General features: G+C 51.4%; 18 protein-coding genes, 1 pseudogene and 1 riboswitch. Of the genes and pseudogenes, 11 read left to right on the top strand and 8 right to left on the bottom strand.

All coding sequences use genetic code 11. The features are described from left to right. Positions 1-98: 98 nt before the first annotated feature. Positions 99-839: an SDR family oxidoreductase gene (locus tag PUR_RS12625; protein WP_179035542.1), complete on the bottom strand. Its 741-nt coding sequence runs from the start codon at positions 837-839 to the stop codon at positions 99-101. A 177-nt stretch (positions 840-1,016) separates the two neighbouring features. On the opposite strand from PUR_RS12625, the gene PUR_RS12620 reads away from it, so the two are divergent. Further along, positions 1,017-1,592, top strand: coding sequence for a TetR/AcrR family transcriptional regulator (locus PUR_RS12620; protein ID WP_179035541.1), 576 nt, complete (start codon positions 1,017-1,019; stop codon positions 1,590-1,592). Positions 1,593-1,794: 202 nt separating this feature from the next. Here PUR_RS12620 and PUR_RS12615 read toward each other — a convergent pair whose 3' ends face one another. The 5 genes from PUR_RS12615 to PUR_RS12595 form a co-directional block, all read right to left on the bottom strand. After that, complete coding sequence (locus PUR_RS12615) at positions 1,795-2,763, bottom strand: phosphotransferase family protein (RefSeq protein ID WP_179035540.1); 969 nt, start codon at positions 2,761-2,763, stop codon at positions 1,795-1,797. A gap of 109 nt (positions 2,764-2,872) precedes the next feature. After that, the gene (locus PUR_RS12610) at positions 2,873-4,495 is read right to left on the bottom strand and encodes a glycoside hydrolase family 13 protein (RefSeq protein ID WP_179035539.1); all 1,623 of its coding nucleotides are present in this window, start codon (positions 4,493-4,495) and stop codon (positions 2,873-2,875) included. A gap of 227 nt (positions 4,496-4,722) precedes the next feature. Further along, on the bottom strand, positions 4,723-5,691 hold the full coding sequence (locus PUR_RS12605; RefSeq protein WP_179035538.1) for a sugar phosphate isomerase/epimerase family protein: 969 nt from the start codon (positions 5,689-5,691) through the stop codon (positions 4,723-4,725). A gap of 51 nt (positions 5,692-5,742) precedes the next feature. Then, positions 5,743-6,876, bottom strand: coding sequence for a Gfo/Idh/MocA family protein (locus PUR_RS12600; protein WP_179035537.1), 1,134 nt, complete (start codon positions 6,874-6,876; stop codon positions 5,743-5,745). Beyond that, a complete protein-coding gene (locus PUR_RS12595) occupies positions 6,869-7,639 on the bottom strand; it encodes a sugar phosphate isomerase/epimerase family protein (protein WP_179035536.1) in 771 nt (256 codons plus the stop codon). Before PUR_RS12595 ends, PUR_RS12600 begins: the two co-directional genes overlap by 8 nt. Positions 7,640-7,989: 350 nt before the next feature. Between PUR_RS12595 and PUR_RS12590 the strand changes: the two genes are divergently transcribed. Continuing rightward, a complete protein-coding gene (locus PUR_RS12590) occupies positions 7,990-8,823 on the top strand; it encodes an AraC family transcriptional regulator (protein WP_179035535.1) in 834 nt (277 codons plus the stop codon). A 283-nt stretch (positions 8,824-9,106) separates the two neighbouring features. Here the strand turns inward: PUR_RS12590 and PUR_RS12585 are convergent, their stop codons facing one another. After that, entirely contained in the window at positions 9,107-9,508 is a 402-nt protein-coding gene (locus tag PUR_RS12585) for a hypothetical protein (protein ID WP_179035534.1), read from the bottom strand. A 282-nt stretch (positions 9,509-9,790) separates the two neighbouring features. On the opposite strand from PUR_RS12585, the gene PUR_RS12580 reads away from it, so the two are divergent. Further along, positions 9,791-10,474, top strand: coding sequence for a TIGR00266 family protein (locus PUR_RS12580; RefSeq protein WP_179035533.1), 684 nt, complete (start codon positions 9,791-9,793; stop codon positions 10,472-10,474). A 127-nt stretch (positions 10,475-10,601) separates the two neighbouring features. Here the strand turns inward: PUR_RS12580 and PUR_RS12575 are convergent, their stop codons facing one another. Continuing rightward, a complete protein-coding gene (locus tag PUR_RS12575; RefSeq protein WP_179035532.1) occupies positions 10,602-11,075 on the bottom strand; it encodes a Fur family transcriptional regulator in 474 nt (157 codons plus the stop codon). Positions 11,076-11,336: 261 nt separating this feature from the next. Between PUR_RS12575 and PUR_RS12565 the strand changes: the two genes are divergently transcribed. The 8 genes and pseudogenes from PUR_RS12565 to PUR_RS12530 all read left to right on the top strand — a co-directional run bounded on the left by PUR_RS12565 (position 11,337) and on the right by PUR_RS12530 (position 20,256). Beyond that, positions 11,337-12,206 (top strand): AraC family transcriptional regulator, encoded by an 870-nt coding sequence (locus PUR_RS12565; protein ID WP_179035530.1) that lies wholly within the window; start codon positions 11,337-11,339, stop codon positions 12,204-12,206. A 75-nt stretch (positions 12,207-12,281) separates the two neighbouring features. Then, positions 12,282-12,854, top strand: a complete 573-nt coding sequence (locus PUR_RS12560; RefSeq protein WP_179035529.1) for a hypothetical protein — start codon at positions 12,282-12,284, stop codon at positions 12,852-12,854. A gap of 98 nt (positions 12,855-12,952) precedes the next feature. Beyond that, positions 12,953-13,615, top strand: coding sequence for an S-layer homology domain-containing protein (locus tag PUR_RS12555; protein ID WP_179035528.1), 663 nt, complete (start codon positions 12,953-12,955; stop codon positions 13,613-13,615). Between the two features lie 198 nt (positions 13,616-13,813). Beyond that, positions 13,814-16,606 carry an O-antigen ligase family protein gene (locus PUR_RS12550; RefSeq protein ID WP_179035527.1) on the top strand — a complete coding sequence of 931 codons (2,793 nt, stop codon included), beginning with the start codon at positions 13,814-13,816 and terminating at the stop codon, positions 16,604-16,606. A gap of 75 nt (positions 16,607-16,681) precedes the next feature. Beyond that, a pseudogene (locus PUR_RS12545) lies at positions 16,682-17,380 on the top strand (pentapeptide repeat-containing protein); the annotation flags it as partial. A gap of 83 nt (positions 17,381-17,463) precedes the next feature. Further along, positions 17,464-17,567, top strand: a riboswitch (TPP riboswitch). Positions 17,568-17,679: 112 nt separating this feature from the next. Continuing rightward, positions 17,680-18,450 carry an ABC transporter ATP-binding protein gene (locus PUR_RS12540; RefSeq protein WP_179037893.1) on the top strand — a complete coding sequence of 257 codons (771 nt, stop codon included), beginning with the start codon at positions 17,680-17,682 and terminating at the stop codon, positions 18,448-18,450. Continuing rightward, on the top strand, positions 18,431-19,204 hold the full coding sequence (locus PUR_RS12535; RefSeq protein WP_179035526.1) for an ABC transporter permease: 774 nt from the start codon (positions 18,431-18,433) through the stop codon (positions 19,202-19,204). Before PUR_RS12540 ends, PUR_RS12535 begins: the two co-directional genes overlap by 20 nt. After that, positions 19,204-20,256, top strand: coding sequence for an ABC transporter substrate-binding protein (locus tag PUR_RS12530; protein ID WP_179035525.1), 1,053 nt, complete (start codon positions 19,204-19,206; stop codon positions 20,254-20,256). Before PUR_RS12535 ends, PUR_RS12530 begins: the two co-directional genes overlap by 1 nt. Positions 20,257-20,265 lie beyond the last annotated feature (9 nt).

Genomic DNA, 20,265 nt, shown 5'->3' with positions numbered 1-20,265 from the left:
ATTCATCAACATGATAGAGCTGCATTGGCGACAGTCTAGGATAGAAAAAAAAGTCCTAGACTGTCGCTCGTTTTGTTGAACTATCGTGTTCCGTTAATTCAAGACAACGCGGTCGGCCTAACCATAATTTCGCTGACTAGCGTATCATCAGGTTCATTAATGGCAAACGCAATGGCTCTGGCAATACTGTAAGGAGAAATCCCTATGCCGCTTATTTGATTGGCGATCGTCTGCACTTCCGGGCTGGTAATTCTGTCAAAAAGTTCGGTCTTCGTCAGACCTGGAGCAATCACGGTAGATCTAATACGCGAAGTCGAAGACTCTTCCAAGCGGAGTCCTTCCGAGATGGCTCTAACTGCGAACTTGGTGGCCGCGTATACGGCATTTGTAGGGGACACATGATAACCGGCGGTAGAGGATAGGTTGATGATATGACCGGACTGCTGCTGCCGCATGGTAGGCAATACCGCTGCAATACCGTATAAAACGCCTTTAATGTTCACATCGATCATTTGATCCCACTCTTCTACTCTTAATTCATTCAGCCTGGAACTCGGCATGACCCCTGCATTGTTCACCAATACATCAATTCGGCCATACACACTTAAGGTAAACTTGGCCAAATTCTGCATATCTTCGGCAGAAACGACGTCTGCTTTTACAGAAACGGCCTCGCCGCCACCCTGTTTAATTTCATTAGCAATCGCATGCAGACGTTCCTCTCTTCTGGCTGCCAATACCACCTTTGCGCCATTTTGGGCCAGCAACTTCGCTGTAGCTTCTCCTATTCCGCTGGAGGCTCCCGTTATAATCACCACTTTATTTCGTATATTTTCCATTGTTAAATGCTCCTTGACCTAAAATTTTTCTTTAAAACGTGTGTTGAATATTTAACGGCCGTTGATTAATATTATAGACAGAAGCCCCGATTACTCAATGGTTAATGGATATGTATTTGTTTTATATACAACAACACCCTCAGAATTGTTGATTAGCTGAAGGAGGTAACGAAAGAAATGGAAAATGCTGTTAAAACCGACCGACGCATTCTCCGAACCAAGCAGTCCATAACGAAGTCGTTTCTGGAGCTTTTTTTGGAAAAAGATTTTGAACAAATCACTATTAACGAGATAGCGGAGCGTGCCAATGTTAACCGCGGCACCGTTTATCTGCATTACAGTGACAAATACGACCTTTTGGACAAATGCATTGAAGATCACATCAACGAATTGATCTCGTTGTGCAAGAAACGGGAGGCCAATCCGGTTAGCCAAGGAATGGTACGTGAGCCTAAACCGGTTTTTGATTATTTGCGTGACAATTTCCCGTTTTTCTCTGCTATGTTTTCCAATCAAAGAGCCTTTCTATTTCGGGACCAATTGCTGAATTTTATCTCAGTCAATCTTATGGATAAAATGGAAAGGCCGGACAATGAGCCCGTTATCGACAATGAGTTAAAAGCCCAATTCATGGCCTCTGCTTTTATTGGCATTGTGGAATGGTGGATACGTCATCAAATGCCGCATTCCACACAATTTATGGCCGATCAGGTTAGGAATTTATTTGAAAAGAATCAAGTTTACCCGAAGTAGCATTGATGTCTCCAGAATTTCGGCAATTCTAGGCCACGGTTATGAAGTGCCCGTTAGCGAAACACCGCTGTTAGTTTAGAACTTTATTTTCTCGGAACAGCCGTTTCATAATAAACCAAGCAAACGCCGGGCCTCCCATAAGAAGCCGGCGCTTGCCCTATTTTGCAGATTATACTTAGAAATTGCCCTCCGGTGCTAAAGTCTATAATTTCGCAACCCTTTCCCAACCTTCGAGCAAATTCGTATGCGCCCAATTCAAATGCCCGCTGTTATCATACTTGCGGGAGTAGTACTCGATGACAGAGATCAAATTGAAATACAGATCATACAGCTCTTTGCGTGCTTGTACGCCGGGAGTGCCGAATACACTGGTGTCATACCCCTTACGGTAGCCTTGCGAATCTATAAAAGAACGAAAATAATGCTCCATCAACGGATCCCCCCACAGCGCCCGTTCCCAATCGATCAGCGACGTAATTTTGCCATCGGCCACAAAAATATTACCGTCCCACAAATCCCAATGCACCAGCTTCGGCTCCGTCACTTCATCCAGCGCGGGCAGCAGCCTGTCAATGCCCTGCTCCAGCTCTGCCCGGTCAATCGGCAGCGGAGCGTCCAGCCTCCCCGCGTCGTCCAGCACATCGCCGATCAATCCGGCGAACGTTTCACGCCATGTTCCCTTCGCTATCGCGGTCGCATGGTTATATAATCCGAACCGTTCGCCGCGCACTTCATTGATCTGCCTGTTGTAACGGCCCAACTCCCGTTCGATTTCTGCCCTCTCGCCGTCGGTCATCTCTTCCCTCACTTCGTTGTATGGCCGACCTTTGACTTTTTCCATGAAAAAATACTCATATGGGATCACCGTACGGCTGTCGTCATAGGCGTAGACCTCAGGAACCGGCGCGACACCGGCCGCCTTAATAAATCGAAGCGCTTCCACTTCGGCGCGCATAATGTTCCGTTCAAAGCTCAGCATTTCAGCCGTGTCCGGTGGAGCGACTTTCAGAATCGCCTCTCTCCCGCCCGCTAGAACAAGCTCATATGCGGTATTGAAGAATCCGCCCGTTAGTTCCCTCGTTCTCAGGACAACCGTACCGATGCCAAAAGCCGCCTCAGCCAGCCTGCCCCGCTCTTCTTCAGTCAATTTCGATTTCGTCTCGCTGTGCACATCCCCACCGCCATTTCCCTTTTATTTACTTTAAGTAGAATTCGCCAAGCTTAAAAAAAAACCTCCACTGAACCTATAATACGATTCAGGGAGGTATGCTTATTCACACTTATTTCAGCAGATACATTCTAGCCTCATAAGGACGCAGCGATCCGCCGGAGGGTTCATCGCTATAGTTGGAAATCAGCAGTTCCTTATCTCCGGCCAATTCTTCTGGCAGATCAAACGAAACAGCGTTTCCGTAGAAGTTGCACAGCACGAGCAGCGTTATTCCGTCCAGGGTGCGGGTATACGCGTACAAATCCTTATCCTCGGGGAACAGCAGCTTATAGTCTCCGTAAACGATTACGTTATGTTCCTTACGAAGCCGGATCAGCTGGCGATAGTAATGGAATATGGAGTCCGGATTCTCCAATTCAACCGCAGCATTAATCTCCGTGTAATTAGGATTGACACGAATCCAGGGCTGGCCTGTTGTAAATCCCGCATTCGCGGAAGCATCCCACTGCATCGGCGTACGCGCATTATCACGGCCTTTGGCGTAAATGGATTCCATGATTGCTTCGTGGGCAAATCCGCCTTCCAGACGCTCATTGTACAGGTTGAGAAGCTCGATGTCCCGGTAGTCCCCGATCGGATAGCGCACATTCGTCATGCCCAGCTCTTCACCCTGATAAATGTAAGGGGTGCCCTGCATCCCGTGGAGGAGGGTAGCCAGCATTTTGGCCGATTCTACGCGGTATTCTCCGTCATTTCCCCACCGGGAAACAATGCGCGGCAGATCGTGGTTGTTCCAGAACAGGCTGTTCCAGGCCTCGCCCTTCAGCTCGGTCTGCCATTTGGACAGCACCCGCTTCAATTTCAGGAAGTCCAGCGGTGAAAGATCCCACTTTCCTTTCCCCTCCTGCTCATCCAGGCCGATATGCTCAAACTGGAACACCATAGAGAACTCGCTGCCGTCCGGATTGCTGTACAGCTTGGCGATTTCCGGAGTGGCGCCCCAGGTCTCACCCACCGTCAGCAAATCTCCTTTTTGAAAGGTTTCTCTGCTGAGCTCTTGAATATATTTGTGAAGATTCGGACCATTGCCGGTGATTTTCCGGTCAGGCTCTTTGGCGATCAGGTCGATCACATCCAGCCGGAACCCGCCTACTCCCTTATCCATCCACCAGTTGATCATGTCATAAATCTCCTGACGGACCTTGGGATTATCCCAGTTGAGATCCGGCTGCTTCACGGCAAACTGATGGAAATAATATTGTCCAAGCTCCGGCACCCACTCCCATGCGGACCCGCCGAAGCATCCCCGCAAATCGTTGGGCGGCGTTCCTTCCACGCCATCTCTCCAGACATAGTAATCATGATACGGATTGTCCTTGCTCTTCTTCGCCTCCAGAAACCACGGATGCTCATCGGACGAATGGTTCAACACCAAGTCCATAACAATTCGGATATTTCGCTTCTTGGACTCGTCAACAAGCGCTTCCATGTCATCCAACGAACCGAACATCGGATCGATATCCTGATAGTCGGATATATCGTAGCCATTGTCATCCTGGGGCGATTTGCATACCGGGGACAGCCAGATCGCTCCGATTCCGAGCTCCGCCAAATAATCCAGTCTGGAAATAATGCCTTTCAGATCCCCGATCCCGTCTCCGTTCGTATCCTGGAAGCTGCGGGGATAAATTTGATATACTACCGTCTCTTTCCACCATTTATTATTTTGCACTGGTATCCGCCCTTCTTTCTACAATCTCGCTATCAAGAAGAAACGCCTGACGGCGTCTTTATAAGACGCAAGTACGTTTCTCGTAGAAATATAAGTCAAAATGTTAAGCCTTCGGCTCATACATGCTTATATTTTTAAAAACACACCGGCGCCGATTCAATTCGGCCCCGGTGTGCTCGAATACGCCTCCGTCTGAAGCCGTCCTGTGTCCTGTCAGGACATAATCCTTACAGCCACCACATTTCGCCGAGCTGCTCCTGGATCAGTACCTGATTCAGATTATCGACCGCTTTGGAGAAGCCTTCATTGATCGACATCAGCCCATCCTCGTGCTCGATGCTTACGACATAGTCGTAACCAACCAGTCGAAGTGCACTGACAATGTCCGCCCAGGTCTTCAAATCATGGCCGTAGCCGACGGTACGGAACTGCCATGCGCGGTCCAGCATGTTGTCATAGGTCTGCATATCGGTCAAACCGTACTTGTTCACATTGACCGGATCAATGACCGTATCCTTGGCATGGAAATGGTGAATCGCCCCGGCGCGGCCCAGGACATGAATAGCTTGTACGGGGTCGATGCCCTGCCACCACATATGGCTCGGGTCCAGATTGGCGCCGATCACTTCGCCCGCCGCTTCTCTCAGGCGGAGCAGCGTTGCCGGTGTATGCACCGAGAAGCCGCCGTGAAGCTCAAGGCCGATCTTGATGCCGTGGTCAGCCGCAAAGGCTCCCGTTTCCGTCCAATAAGGAATGATTTTATTTTCCCACTGCCATTTCAGCACTTCCTGAAAATCATTCGGCCAGGGGGCAACCGGCCAGTTCGGATACTTCGCATCCTCATGGTCACCGGGGCAACCGGAGAATGTATTGACAACCGGAACGCCCAGCTTCTCAGCCAATAATACGGAATTCAGGAAATCCTCGTGATCCTTTTGCGCCAGATCCTTTTGCGGATGCAGCGGGTTGCCGTGGCAGCTGAGCGCGCTGATGATCAGTCCTCTAGATTCCACCGCATGCTTGAACTCCTTCAGCGCGCGCTCATCTTCAAGCAGCAGCTTCGGATCGCAGTGTCTTTTTCCCGGATTGCCTCCCGTGCCGATTTCGACCGCTTTAACCCCTTTCTCCGCTACATAATCCAGCGCGTCTTCCAGTTTCCGGCCTCCGAACAGCACCAAAAATACGCCAAGTTTCATTGAATGTGTTTCCCCTCTCCGTTAATCTTCACTAAGGATTGTGTAGTGGATTTATTTATTCAGTACCGGTTGAGCTGAATCTTGGGCTTCGATGTCCCGGGTTCCGTCAAAATATACCGTCTTGCCGGTACGGGCAGATTCGTAAATGGCCTCTAGAATTTGCGTTACCACCAGCGCCTGCTCCGGCTTCACAAGCGGTTCTTTGTCTTCGATTACGGCTTCGAGCCACAGGCGCGCTTCGCGGTCCGCTTCGCTCTCTTCTCCGCCCGAATAAAAAGCGACTCCGCCCGGTGTAAGCTCGATATTGGTCTCGTACAGACGGCCGGACTTCTCCCCGTTGATACGGAGGCCGCTCGTCATATCGGCGCCTGCTTCCGTTCCGCACAGCAGCGTCTTCGCTTCGCCGTACTCGGCGACATTAAGTGCCCAGCTCGATTCCAGCGCGATTGTCGCGCCGTTCTCCATCGTGATGAAGCCGAACGCGGAATCCTCGACCTTGAACTGCTCCGGATCCCAAGGACCGAACGCATTGGCGGCGTTCTTCCGGTGTCCGAGCTTGTGGAAGACCGAACCGGTTACGCTGCGCGGCTTGTAATTGTCCATCATCCACAGCGTCAGATCGAGCGCGTGGGTGCCGATATCGATCAGCGGTCCGCCGCCCTGCTTCTCTTCATCCAGAAAGACGCCCCAGGTCGGCACCGCGCGCCGGCGAAGCGCAATCGCCTTGGCGTAGTAAACTTCGCCCAGCTCTCCGTTCTCGCACATTTCCTTCAAATATTGGCTGTCGTTGCGGAAACGGTTCTGGTAAGCGATGGACAGCTTCTTGCCGGTCCGGCGGGCGGCGTCCAGCATTTCCTGCGCCTGAGCCGTCGTCTTTGCCATCGGCTTCTCGCACATCACGTGGCAGTCGGCTTCGAGCGCCGCAACCGAAATTGCCGAGTGGCTGTCGTTCGGCGTACATACATGCACCACGTCGATGCCGCCGTCCTTCAGCAGCTTGCGGTAGTCCGTATAGACCTTGGCGCCTTCCGCGCCGTATTTCTCAGCGGCTTCCTGGGCCCGCTCTTCGATAATATCGCAGAAGGCGACCAGTTCAGCGGTTTTTTGGCGCGACAGGCTCGGCAAATGCTTGCCATTAGCGATACCTCCGCAGCCGATAATTGCGATTTTAAGTGTTTTAGACATAAATATTGCCTCCTTGTTTATAGTTTGTATTAAGCCATTCCATGCTTGCCGCGACGCTTTCGATCGGCGGCCGGCTGCAGTAATCCTGCTCAACTAACGCCCATTCGGCGCCAGCTTGTTCTGCAGCCTCCAGAATGGCGGGTAGATCGACTTCGCCTTCGCCGAGCACGACCGTCTCTGCCGAGCCGTCTTCCCGCAGCTTCATATCCTTCAGATGAATCAGGGGAAGCCGACCGGCATACTTGCCGATATACTGCACGGGATCGTATCCGCCGTATTGCACCCAGCAGGTATCCATTTCGACCTGGAGCAGCTCCGACGGCACTTCACTATAGAGATAGTCGAATGCGGTCAGGCCCCCGCTGCTTTCCCGCAGCTCAAAATCATGGTTGTGATAAAATAGTACGGCCCCTTTTTCCTTGCACTTCTCTCCGAGAGTCCGCAGATTGGCCGCAACCTTGCTCCAATCGGAGCGCTGCTCCTCACTGAGATAAGGCACGATCAGATAGGGGCTGCCGATCTTTAGTATGTAGTCAATCTCGGCATCGGCATTCTCCAGCAGAACGTCATAAGGGCGGTGCGCTCCCACGGCTGTCAATCCGGTCTCCTCAAGCAGCGATTTCACCTCGTCGGCGCTTCGGCCGAAATAATGGAAGAATTCGACGCCGCTGTAACCAAGTGCCGCCACCTTCCGCAGCGTGCCTTCGAAATCCCGTTCCAGTTCTTCTCTGAGCGTGTAGAGCTGCAAACCGATCTTCAACATGTAATCACTCCCGGGAATGTTATTGAATCCACATTTTTCAACATCATGGTGCAAACGATCCCACGAACCGCCCGGGAAAGTCCCGGACCGACGCCCTGACGGGAAATCTGAAACATTGAACCTGAACAAAAGGGCTCTTGCATACTGCTACTACGTCTTGGTACACTCCTGCACTAGACGCCTAGACAATCGGCTCTCCCTGGATTCTTAACGAATTGCTCGTTCTTGGTATTATATTTTCGATGCCCTAGAACTAGTATCATCGTAATCTGAAAGCGAATATAATAAAATGAATAATATGATTAAAACATGAACAATCTGATTATCTTTTAAAATGAGCAGGAGGACATATGCCAAGCGACGCACCTTGCACCATATTAACTGCCGGATTCTCCTTTCACCGTAAACCGTTCGAGATGTCGGAAGCGGAAGGCTTTCCCCATTATCTCATTCGTCTTCAGACCGAGGGTTGCTGCGCCGCATTGATTGACGGTGCCATTACGCATGTAAAAAGCGGTGGCTTGATGCTCATTGCTCCTGGCGTTCCGTACAACCTGATTATCGACAAGCAAAATTATCCGCTGGGCGAACCGCGCGTCGAAAGCGGGGATTATCATATTTTTTGCCGGGGAGAGTGGCTCGACTGGTGGTGGAACAGCTGTCAGCGGAGTTCGCTGATTCATATTCCGCTTAACGACGCATTAATCGGACTTTTTCGACAGATTGTGTTGGAGCAGCGCCGGCTGTCCGATTTTTCTCCGGAAATCTCAAGCTGTTACTTGCAGATTTTGTGCATGGAAATCGACCGTCTCACCATTGACCGTCCTTCCGTTTCTCCGAGGGGCTATCTGGCTTACCGGATGAAGCAGTTTGTGGAAGAAAATGCGGCGCTTCTCTTCCGTCTTGAAGATGTTGCCGCCCATGTCGACATTTCCGTTTCGCGCGCCGTTCATCTATTTAAGGAAGCGTACGGAACCACAATTGTTAAATATGTAAATGAAGTTCGCCTGGAGATGGCCCGTGAACGGATCGTCTATAGTCCGATGCCGCTGGAACATATCGCGGAAGCCTGCGGTTTCGTGAATTACACCTACTTTCACCGGCAATTCCGCAAACGCTACGGCATGTCGCCGAAGCAGTTCCGTACCCACAGCAGGGAGAAGGATGCGCCAGCGCTTATATAACTTACTCCAAGAATTTACAATATCGCTAAGAAGAAACGGCTTCGCCGTCCTCTGGAAGAGGAATGCATCCGTTTCTCGTAAAAATATCAGGTTAAGGATAAGCGCGAAGCTTATACTTTCTGATATTTCAAGATGAAACGCCTGACGGCGTCTTTATAAGACGCAAGTACGTTTCTCGTAGAAATATAAGTCAAAATGTTAAGCCCCCGGCTAATTCATTCTTATATTTGCACAAAAGATGCCGTCCTCTTCAGGACGGCATCCGCTTCGTTCGGGAAGGAGTTCATTCTTCCACTTCTTTAATGGACAACAATCTGCGGAATCTGACAACGTTGTCCCCTTTCACTTTTTGCTCGGTATAGATAAAGACGACTTTCGTCCCCTCTTCCAGCTTCTCTACTCGAGCTTCCAGCGCTTCGCCGAACTGAAGATCAATCGGCTCGCCGTACACCGTAATCTCTACGGTATGAGGATCGGCCTGTCCCTGATAAATGCCGATCGCTTCTTTTCGGACGGTCGCAGTCAGTCCTTTTGCAGCCGATTTATAATAGCCCGGTGCCGGGTACGCCGCGGATTTCGCCGATACGGCTTGTCCCCATATGACAAACAGCAGCGCCGCTGCCATTAACAGCACGGAGATGCGGAATCCGGTTAATACTCGTTTGTTTGGCAGATTATTGTTCATTATCATTGCACCTCGCTTCGTGGAAAGGTAGTAACACTTTAGCAGCAGTGAAAGCCGGTCAATGTATCACTTTTATAACCGGAAAGACCTTCTTTCAAACGCCTGTAATCCGCCGCAGGCCATAATTTCATCTGGATGCAGTCCCGGATTTCGGACATGTGCAGCTGGCGGATAATCTACTCTATTCCGTTGCCGGCGCTGATAGAACGATAGGATGATTCGTACTATACTTATGCAAGAGCCATATTCTATCATTTCAGAACAATTTTGGAGGTATGCATCATGAAATATGACATTTTATATGAAGGCGCTTTTGCGATGCTGAAGGTGCAATTGAATCCCGGCGAAAGCGTAAAAGCGGAGATGGGCGCGATGGTTGCGATGTCGCCGAATGTCGAGCTAAGGGGCACCGTCGACGGCGGATTGATGCGCGGGCTTGGCCGGATGCTGAGCGGCGAGAAATTCTTTTTCCAGGAGCTTACGGCGGTCCGTGGACAAAGCGAAGTGCTGCTCTCGCCGGGGGCGATCGGGGATATCCAGGCGATTGAGCTTGACGGGTCGTACAAGCTGTACGTGCAGAAAGACGGATTTCTGGCCGGCACCCAGGGCATTCAGGTCAATACGAAGATGCAAAATCTGGCCCGGGGCCTCTTCTCCGGCGAAGGCTTTTTCATTGTGGAGATCAGTGGGCGCGGCACAGTCTTCCTTTCTTCGTTCGGGGCGATTCATGCAATTAATCTGGAACCCGGCGAAGAGATGATTATCGACAACGGTCATCTCGTCGCCTGGCCGGATTACATGGACTACCGGATTGAAAAAGCCGCTTCCGGCTGGCTCTCCAGCCTGACCAGCGGCGAGGCAATCGTCTGCCGGTTCCGGGGAGAAGGCGTCGTCCTCGTGCAGAGCCGCAACCCCGGCAGCTTCGGGAGCTGGATCCGCTCGTTCGTTCCGAACCGGAGCCAGTGACATAAGCGCAGCATTCGGGGATAATGAGCCACGCGAAACTTATGGACTCGATAAAAAAGAGAGCGTCTCCGCCGTTCCGGCGGAACACTCCCTTGTTCTTATAGTAATAGCATCGGATTATACCTAATTACGATATCGCCTGGCCATTCTTTTCCCGCTTGCAGCCGCTGCCCGTGCAAATCCGGTAAGTCCCTTTGAAATCGAGACGATGGTCGGTTACCGCAAATCCGTATTCCTTCTCCAGTTTGCTCTCCAGCTCTTCAAGCCAATCATCCTTGATTTCGGCCACTTTGCCGCAGGATTGGCAGATCAGATGATGATGCATATGATCATGTCCTTCGCTGCGCAGGTCGTAACGGGAGACTCCGTCGCCGAAGTTCATTTTCTCGACGATATGAAGTTCGCACAATAGCTCCAGCGTACGGTATACCGTAGCTAAACCGAGCTGCGGATAGCTCCCCTTGACGAGCATATACACCTCTTCGACGCTCAAATGGTCCTTTTCATTGTCAAGCAGAACCTTGACGATAGCTTCACGCTGCGAGGTTAGCTTGTAATTATGGGCGGCAAATTGCTGGGTGATTGTATCCATAGGATTCATGATCATTCCTCCCTCCCCGGTTGATAAAGACGCTATCGATTGTGGAAAGCATGTCTTTATCAAGTTACGCTGCCGGATGTTAAATCGTAAGATTTTCTACATAAGAATTATTATAATAAGCATACCAAATGCTCCGCAAAAAGGAAAGAGGCAAGCCGCCGGAACAACAGCAAAGGAGCGCATTTCAAATCAATAATCCCGTGAGTACTCCGGTTATAATGATCTTGATTTTAGACTTTAGCCGAAGAAAGGAATGCAGCCATGCAATACTATTTGCAAATTCAGAAAGCCGTGGATTATATCGAACGTCATTTGCAGCAGGAGATTGGCATTCAGGAAATCGCATCTTCAGCTTCCTTCTCCCCGTTTCATTTTCAGCGTCTTTTTCTCGCCATTTCGGGTTTTACCGTGCAAGAGTATATCCGCAAACGAAGGCTTACCGAAGCGTCCAAACTTCTATTGGATTCGGATGAAGGCATTCTCCCGATTGCCGTGGCTTTTCAGTATCATTCGCAGGAGGCTTTTACGCGCGCGTTTGAGAGCTATGCAGGGATGACGCCCGGGAAATTCCGTAAGGAGAATGCAGTACTCACCGGACAGCCTCCAATCAGCTTTCTGGATTATCAGACAAAGGGAATTGAAGAATTCGAGATGGGCAAACCGGCAATTGTGCAATTGAACCGCACACGGATCATTGGCTGTGAGTATAAGACACATTTAGATGAAGGCCGGCATTACCGGGACATTCCCGGCTTTTACGATGAATTCGGAAGAAACGGCCGCTATCAGCATATCCCGCACAGACTGGCGCCCGATATGGCCTATGGTGTTTCGTGCCGCTTTCAGGACGATGGTGGATTCTCTTTTATCGTAGGGGAAGAAGCCGGAGAATTCGCGGAGGTGCCGGACAGCCAATACGTCAAATTCGAACTGCCGGAAGGGAAATACGCTCAATTCAAAGCCTACGGTCCCGCGGAGCATATTCAGAAAAAACGGGATTTCATTTACGGCGTATGGCTGCCAGAGTCCAATTATGATCGCCGGGAAGGGCCTGATTATGAAGTAACGGATGTGCGGAAATCCACCTTTCCAGAAGACATGAGAATCAAGATATATATTCCGCTTGTTTAATCAATAGCCCATACGGATGTATGCCTGAAGTCCATACCTTATAGCAGACAGTTATCGGCAAAGGAGGACTAACGGATGCTTAAAACAACGAAAAAGAAAGACGCGGCCGTTACGGCAGATGTACTGGTCAAAGTGGCGAAGGGCATGCTGCCGTTCTACCGGGCAATTGCCGGAGGCCGCAGCTATGCGAGCGCCTGGACGCGCGCGGTCGTCGGCGCCGACCTTGATCTTATGGGCAAGCTGTTGAAGCTTGCGGCTCCTCAGGCCGCCCGGCAGGGATATGGCACGAACGCGATCGGGTATTTTGTAGACTTTGATTTTCCGCTTCCCACCCTGGTGTATACGAACGGCACTACCATCCCGCCGGGATTGGTGCAGTTTACGTTCAGTACGGAGGTTCACCGCCGGATTGCCCGCGCCGTTCTGCCGCTGTACCGCGAGCTGGCCATTAACCGGAATTTCGCCGCCGCTCTGGCCCGCGGCATCCGCCGGGATGACTGCAAGGCGGTCGCGGCTATGGTACGGGGGCTTGTTCACAGCCCCGGGCTGCGGTCAGTGAAGATTGAAGAGTCGGGGATCGCTTTGCTGTTCAAATACAAAAGCTCTCCCTATCCTTACCGTAATCTTTTGTTCCGGGAGTTGAATTAATAACCATTCCGGGCTGCCTCCCGCAACCTTTCCGGCCTGTCCTCCGTTTAGGGAATATGACGGCTTCCAATGCCGTACTCAGCAGGAGGTGCAGCAATATGATATCGACAAAGAAAGCGTTGGCAGCCTTTTCAATCAGCGCATTAATGATGCTGTCGGCAGGAGGCGCGGGCTTTGCCGCAGGCAGCGGATTCACCGATCTCGGTTCCGTCCAGGGCAAGGAGAAGATCGAAAGCCTGAAAGACCGCGGGCTCGTTAAAGGAGTAAACGGATCGCAGTTCATGCCCGGTTCCGTCTTGAGCGCTGCTCAGGGCGTCCAGCTTATATCGGGAGGCCTGCAGCTCAGTCTGGCAGCTATTGATTTCATCAAGGCTCCCGTGGCAAGCGATATTTTTACCAAGGTCAACGATGACGCATGGTATGCCGAAGCTTTTATTAATGCGCACTATAACGGTGTCAACGTCCCGGCGGATCTTGATCCCAAGGAACCGATGACCAAACAGCTGTTCACCGCCCTGCTCGTTCAAGGCCTCGAGAAAGCCGGCAATCTGCCGCTTATCAAGCTTGCTCCGACGAAGATCGCCGATGAGGATCAGATTGACCCTTCTTACCAGGGCGGCATCCAGCGGTCCCTTGTATACAAAATCACCGCCCTGGACAAGGACGGAAAGTTCAATCCGGAGAGCAAGCTGACACGGGCTGAAGCAGCTGTGATGCTGTATAATGCACTGGAATATCTGAAAGCCCACGGGAATAGATAACCCGTATGGAGATGGATGATAGAAACTGTTAAATTTTTTGGCCTGTAGCTTAGAGTTCCTGTATGGAGGACCTAGGTTACGGGCCAAGTGTGTTTAATAACGACTACCAGGATCGCTATCATTTTACATAATTACAAGACTATTAACATATCCGTATGCTAAAATATTGAAATATCTACAGGAAAAGGAGATCATAGCGTGTCGAAACCCGTATACGGAAAAAATGCTGTGCAGTCGAGAAATGTAGAAAAGATTTCAGGTCCGGTGTGGATGTTGGCCCTTGCGTTTGTTTTATTTTTGGGCTGGGCCCCGTTTCAAGTGGGATTATTTAATGGTTTGAATATGGATTACGAGAAGCCTCTGTATATATCCGCTTTGCTAAGCGGCTTGATGCTCCTGGTATGGATTGGCCTTGATATAACCAAGTTCAAATTGACCGAACAGCGGGATTTGGTGACTGTGATGGCGGCATTGCTTCCTGTCACTTATATCCTGTCGATGTTTGTCGCCGTCTCGCATTATATGGCAATGAATATGATGTTCATTCAGAGCATGTATGCAACAATATTCATTGTTGCGTTATATCTGCTGAAGCAGAGGCAAATCAATATTGTCATTCAGAACGCCATTCTCGCCATCGCCTATTTCATCGTAGCCTTCGGGCTGTTGAATTGGCTGGGGAGCTGGAAATTCGCCGGCGCTCTGGTAGGCTGGTTCTCCGATACCGTGCGCGAGGGTAAATATTCGGGTTCGGTGATGACCGACTCCAACGGCTTGCGGCTCACCTCGATTTTTCAGTATGCAAATACATATGCTGCATTCCTGATGGCTTTTCTGTTTGTCGCCCTGTTCGCGCTCGTTCGCTCCCGGAAATGGTATGGCCGGCTGACGCACGGGTTCATGCTGGTTCCGATTATTGTATCCATTCTGCTCACGCTGTCGCGCGGCGGACTGGTTATGCTGCCCGTTGCATTCATCCTGCTGCTTCTGTTCCTAAAGCCTGTGCAGCAAATCCTATGGATCGTTCACCTCGGAATTGCCGGAGTCGTCTCGTTGTTAATTACAACACCCGTAACCAATTTAGGTATCGAGCTGAATACCGCATTCACATCATCCGCCGCCTCCAAGGGCTGGGGGTATTTGCTCGGGGGCTCTTTGATCGTTGCCGTGCTGGGCTGGGTCATCCAGCGGTTTGCGGAACCTTGGCTGCACAAGAAACTCGGGGGGCTGGAGGCGCGCAAGCTGAGCGGACTGTGGATTCCACTCGGCTCTATAGTGCTGGTCGGCATCATCGCTTTCCTGTTTATCGGAACAAGCGTGCGAAACCTGCTGCCTCCGAACATCGGGATACGTCTGGAGAACATTAACTTCAAACAGCACAGCGTGCTGGAGCGTATAACTTTTTATAAGGATGCATTAAAAGTGGTTAAGGATCATCCGATCCTCGGTGCCGGAGGAGGAGGCTGGGCCGCGCTGTATGAGCACTACCAGAACAACCCTTATAGCAGCCGTCAGGTTCATAACTTCTTCCTGCAGTACCTGATTGAGGTCGGGATTTTCGGATTTATCGTGTTCATGAGTTTTATCTTTTATATTTTCTATAAATATATTCGCGGGTATGCAAAGAGGGATAAGGACGATTTCAGCAACGGTTTCTTTTATCTGATTATCGCCTTGTCTATTCTGATCCACAGCTTGTTGGACTTCAATATGAGCTATGCTTTCATGGGAATACTGGTCTTTATCGGTCTGGCCGGGACGGCGGCGGTCATGGACAGCAAGCCGCTGCGCCGGAACTGGAATACGGCGGGGCTGCGTCTTGGATATTTTACTGTGCTCGGAATCGGCACCGTATTTCTGCTGTTCATTTTGATCGGCTATATCGGATCGAGCAATGCCGCTGTGAAAGCCAAGAATCTGACTGCGGTCAGCCAGTCCTATGAAGAGCTGAAGGCGCCGCTGGTGAAAGCTTTGGATAAGCGCCCGGGCCATCCGGAGGCGGCGATGTATCTGTCCTCTATGGATCAGCAGGTGTTTAGCCAGACTCAAAACGGGCAGTACCTCGAAGAGTCCTTGCATGTGCTGACTCCCGCCCTCAAGAACGAGCCATACAACAAGCAATTACTGGCCCAGTTGGCAGCTTACTATGCCCTTAAAGGGCAAGGCGATCTTGATTTCGGGGTGTACCGTGACAATGCCGACAAGTTCGTCTGGGATATTGAATGGGCGGATGCCTTGATCAGCCGTGCTGTGATGATGGGAGCCCAGGCCCATACCCAAAAAGACAACGCCCGGGAGCAGGAGTATTTCAAGTCAGGGCTGGAGGCATACGCGAATGTTGTGGCCGGTGTTGAGCACTTGAAGACACTCCCTCCGGAGCAAATGCAGGGACGTCCGTTCTCCGTTACTCCGACCATCGCGCTTAATGCAGGAAAAATGCAGCTTATGTCAGGAGAACGCGAGGCAGCCAAGGCTACCTTGAAGCTTGGATTCAATGAAAATTATGCGGATCTAATAAATAGCGAAAACCTCTGGGAGATGGACTGGTACAGTGCTATAATCAGCCGTTCTTATGATCTGGGTCAGGCGGCATACGCACAAAAAGATGATATTAACAGGAAGGCAAACATGCAAGAGAAGTTCAAAATGGGGTTTCAAGCCTACAGTCAGGTTCTGGCGGATATGGAATATTTGAAGACTCTGTCTCCCGGAGAGCTGCAAGGACGGTCGCTTACTGTCCCTCCGGCTATAAGACTGAATGCGGGCAAAATTCAATTTATGTCCGGACAGCTGCAAACGGCCGCGGATACGCTGCAGCTTGGCCTGAACGAAGATTATACAGATGCAGCCAATCGTGAAACAGCTCGTTGGTACCTGGCTGTACTGAAGAAGAATAACATCGCCCAGGATCAGTCTCTGTATGACCGGCTGATTGCAGCCGATCCCGCGGAAGCGGCGAAGATTGATGAAATCGCGGCTTTGCAGCTTTAACTTGAAGACCGGCTAAGCGAGTTATACAATGCAAAGGACGCTCCGCAATTAGCGTGGGGGCGTTCTTTTTGGTGAAGGCTATGCGCGTCACTTTCGATAATCCATTCAGGTCAAAAGGTATCCCAAATTACCTATGCCGGAAACGATTGGCGGGATAATCCGGCGTTGGCAAAAGAGATGTTTGAGCTGTTTCCCATTATGCAGCAGCTTCATGAAATGCTTTACTACTTGAATGAAGCGCTGAGTTTAGAAGAGGCTGAGCCGATTCACAAAGATTTACAGGCTGTTCTGGAGCAAACGGAGTATCTCACGAATCTTGATCCAAGCTCGATTTTGGAACTTAACGTCCCTGCCCATCGGGCGATTGTTAATGATCTGCTTCTGCAGACAAGTGAACGGGTGCGTGCAAAAGCTACACCGCGGCATAATCAAAACCAAAAAGCAAAAACCAAAGTACGCAAGGGAAGCGACTTTATAGGCGCAAATTTAAGAGGAGCCGATCTTAGAGGGGCTAACTTAAGAGGCGCTCTGCTTATTGCAAGCGACCTGAGAGATGCTGACATGAGAGTAACTGATCTGATCGGCGCTGACTTTAGGGATGCCAACCTTAGCGGCGCCGATCTCACAGGAAGTATTTTTCTTACTCAAGCGCAAGTGAATTCGGCTAAGGGCGATATCCATACCAAACTGCCGCCTACTTTAAGCATTCCTGATCACTGGATTAAAAATGATAGCCAGAATTTATCGCATAATGGAGGATCATCTCGGTTTTGAGTCGATCAGGCCCAAATGGTACATTGAGGGAACCGACTGGGATATGGTATAGTTAAAAACAATGAAAACCGAATAAAAGACCGCAATTTCACTAGGGGCGTCATCCGACTGAGACGGAGCCGCGAGCTTCGGACCCTTGGAACCTGATCTGGATCATACCAGCGTAGGGAAGTGGAACCTGGAGCTTACTTAATCGAAGCCGTACAGACCTAGCGCTTGTACGGCGGATATTTTGAAGGCCCGTCCATTTCTCTAACGGAAATGGACGGGTCTTTATTCATCTTAAGGAGGGCTGACCGATTATCGAAGAACTTTTATCTCTCCGCCGCCTTTCTTTTTCGTTTCCGCAGCAGAAGCCCGTATTTTCGGAACTGTCGTTAACGCTCCGCAAGGGCGAATTCGTCAGCATCGTCGGCGCCAGCGGCTGCGGCAAAAGCACGCTGTTCAAAGTAATAGCCGGACTGCTGGAGCAAACGGCGGGAGAAATCGGGCTGCGTGGCTCCGACAGCGGCTCCGGGGGGAACCGGCTCGGCCTTACCGCCTACATGCCTCAGCAGGACCTCCTGCTGCCCTGGCGGACGGTGCTGGACAACTGCCTGCTGCCGTTGGAGATCAAAGGCCGGGCCAGTAAAGACAAAAAGTCTGTGGTACAGGACATGCTGAAGCGTTTCGGACTCGCCGGTTATGAGCTTGCTTATCCGCATGAGCTGTCCGGCGGGATGCGCCAGCGGGCCGCTTTTCTACGTACGCTGATGAGCGGCGGCGAGCTCATGCTGCTCGATGAGCCGTTCGGCGCGCTCGACGCCATGACCAAGCGGGACATGCACCGCTGGCTGCTGGAGCTATGGGGGGAGCTGGGGCGGACCGTTATGTTCATTACGCATGATCTGGAGGAAGCTATTCTGCTGAGTGACCGAATCTTTCTAATGCCGTCCTCCAGCGGCGGCTCCCTTCAGGAGATGAACATGGAGCTGCCGAGACCCCGGCGTCTGGAAATGAATTACGAGCCCGGCTTTGTCTCTTTGCGGGCCGAACTGGAGCGGAGGCTGTATGAAACGCGCGCCGTTTAAGGAAGGAATTCGCCGTTACGGCGCCTTTCTTCTCCTGCTGCTGTTGATACTCGCCGTGTGGGAAGCGGCTGTGCGCTCGGGACTCGTTCCGTCCTTTATCCTTCCCGCACCCTCCTCGATCTGGACCGCGCTCGTCCTAAACGCAGGACTGCTGCTCGGCACTCATTTGCCTGCCACTTTGGAGGAAGTGGCAATTGGATGCCTGCTGTCGGTGGCGGGCGGCATCCTGCTTGGAACCGGCATGCATCTGTCCCGAACGCTGGAAAAGGCACTCTATCCTTTTATTATCATCAGCCAGACGATTCCGCTGATCGCGCTCTCCCCCATTTTTATCATGTGGTTCGGCTATTCCCTTTGGAGCAAGGTCGCCGTCGTCTTCCTGACCGCGTTCTTCCCGGTCGTCGTGGGTGTCTACGACGGTCTCGGCAAAAGCGGCGGCGCCTACAAAGAGCTGCTGCTGACCATGGGCGCGAACCGTTCGCAACTGCTGTTCAAGATCGGAGTTCCGCTGGCGCTTCCTTCCTTTTTCTCGGGACTGAAGCTGTCGGTGGTGTACTGCGTGATCGGCGCGACCATCGGGGAATGGCTCGGAGGCACGCGCGGACTTGGTTATTACAGCCGCCGGATGGCGGGAAGCCTGCACAGCGCCGAAATGTTCGCCGCCATTGTTCTGCTCTCAGCACTCGGTATCGCGCTATTCCTGGCTGTCCGGCTGCTGGAGCATCAAATTCTTAAGAAAAGAGGTACATATTGATGAAAATTTTTACCCGTAGTAAAGCTTTACTGCTGCCCGTCTTATCGCTCCTTCTCTTGACAACCGCTTGCGGAGGCTCTTCGCCGTCCGGCGATTCCGCGGCTTCTGCCTCACCCTCGCAAGCCCCCATTGCATCGAGCAGCCCGGTTGCATCTGCACACAAGCTGACTCTTATGCTCGACTGGTATCCGAACGCCGTGCATTCTTTTTTGTATGCCGCACAGGAACAGGGTTATTTCACCAAGCAGGGACTCGATGTGGAAATTCAAATGCCGGCGGACACGAATGATGCGCTGAAGCTCGTCGCGGCAGGCAAAGTGGATCTTGCGCTAAGCTACCAGCCGCAGGTGCTGATGGCACGGGGAGAGAAAATTCCTGTAAAAGCGCTGGCTTCCATAGTCCGTCACCCGCTGACTCACCTGATGGTGCCTGCAGACAGTTCCGTACATACGCCTAAGGATTTGGCCGGCAAAAATGTGGGGTATTCTTCCATCCCGCTCTATGAAGCGATGGTCAAGACGATGGTCAAAGCCGACGGCGGTGATCCGGATAAGGTTAATTTTGTGGATGTGGGCTACGACTTGATCCCGGCTATTTCCACCGGACAGACCGACGCTATTATGGGTGCGTTCATCAACCATGAGCAGCTTATTTTGCAAAAAGAAGGCCACCCTGTCACCTCGATCGACCCGGCGAAATACGGTGTGCCCGACTATTCCGAGCTAGTGCTTGTTGCCAGCGACGAGGGAATCAGTCAGCATAAAGACGATTACAGCAAGTTTCTGGCGGCGATGCGGGAAGGTCAGGCGTATGTAAAAGAGCATCCTGACGAAGCGCTGTCTATCCTGCTGGCGCATGAGGACGGGACCGCTCCTCTGGACAAGGAAATTGAAACGCAGAGCCTTAAAGTGCTGCTGCCGCTGATGGACGCGGGCGATAAGCCCTTCGGGTATCAGGACCCGGAATCATGGGACAAAGTGCTGAAGTGGCTTGGAGACAACGGACTGCTGCCTGCGGGTATTACGGCCGGGGACGCTTTTGTGAATTTATAGGTTCATACT

It is taken from the genome of Paenibacillus sp. URB8-2 (genome assembly GCF_013393385.1).
Taxonomy (GTDB): domain Bacteria; phylum Bacillota; class Bacilli; order Paenibacillales; family Paenibacillaceae; genus Paenibacillus_AQ.
This window is presented reverse-complemented; position numbering and strand designations above follow the sequence as displayed.

Bases quoted from the DNA above. Each gene is read 5' to 3' on its own strand.
- PUR_RS12590 (WP_179035535.1), top strand. From the start codon at position 7,990: ATGCCAAGCGACGCACCTTGCACCATATTAACTGCCGGATTCTCCTTT.
- PUR_RS12625 (WP_179035542.1), bottom strand. From the start codon at position 839: ATGGAAAATATACGAAATAAAGTGGTGATTATAACGGGAGCCTCCAGC.
- PUR_RS12605 (WP_179035538.1), bottom strand. From the start codon at position 5,691: ATGAAACTTGGCGTATTTTTGGTGCTGTTCGGAGGCCGGAAACTGGAA.
- PUR_RS12555 (WP_179035528.1), top strand. From the start codon at position 12,953: ATGATATCGACAAAGAAAGCGTTGGCAGCCTTTTCAATCAGCGCATTA.
- PUR_RS12600 (WP_179035537.1), bottom strand. From the start codon at position 6,876: ATGTCTAAAACACTTAAAATCGCAATTATCGGCTGCGGAGGTATCGCT.
- PUR_RS12595 (WP_179035536.1), bottom strand. From the start codon at position 7,639: ATGTTGAAGATCGGTTTGCAGCTCTACACGCTCAGAGAAGAACTGGAA.
- PUR_RS12585 (WP_179035534.1), bottom strand. From the start codon at position 9,508: ATGAACAATAATCTGCCAAACAAACGAGTATTAACCGGATTCCGCATC.
- PUR_RS12565 (WP_179035530.1), top strand. From the start codon at position 11,337: ATGCAATACTATTTGCAAATTCAGAAAGCCGTGGATTATATCGAACGT.
- PUR_RS12620 (WP_179035541.1), top strand. From the start codon at position 1,017: ATGGAAAATGCTGTTAAAACCGACCGACGCATTCTCCGAACCAAGCAG.
- PUR_RS12560 (WP_179035529.1), top strand. From the start codon at position 12,282: ATGCTTAAAACAACGAAAAAGAAAGACGCGGCCGTTACGGCAGATGTA.
- PUR_RS12530 (WP_179035525.1), top strand. From the start codon at position 19,204: ATGAAAATTTTTACCCGTAGTAAAGCTTTACTGCTGCCCGTCTTATCG.
- PUR_RS12535 (WP_179035526.1), top strand. From the start codon at position 18,431: ATGAAACGCGCGCCGTTTAAGGAAGGAATTCGCCGTTACGGCGCCTTT.
- PUR_RS12575 (WP_179035532.1), bottom strand. From the start codon at position 11,075: ATGAATCCTATGGATACAATCACCCAGCAATTTGCCGCCCATAATTAC.
- PUR_RS12580 (WP_179035533.1), top strand. From the start codon at position 9,791: ATGAAATATGACATTTTATATGAAGGCGCTTTTGCGATGCTGAAGGTG.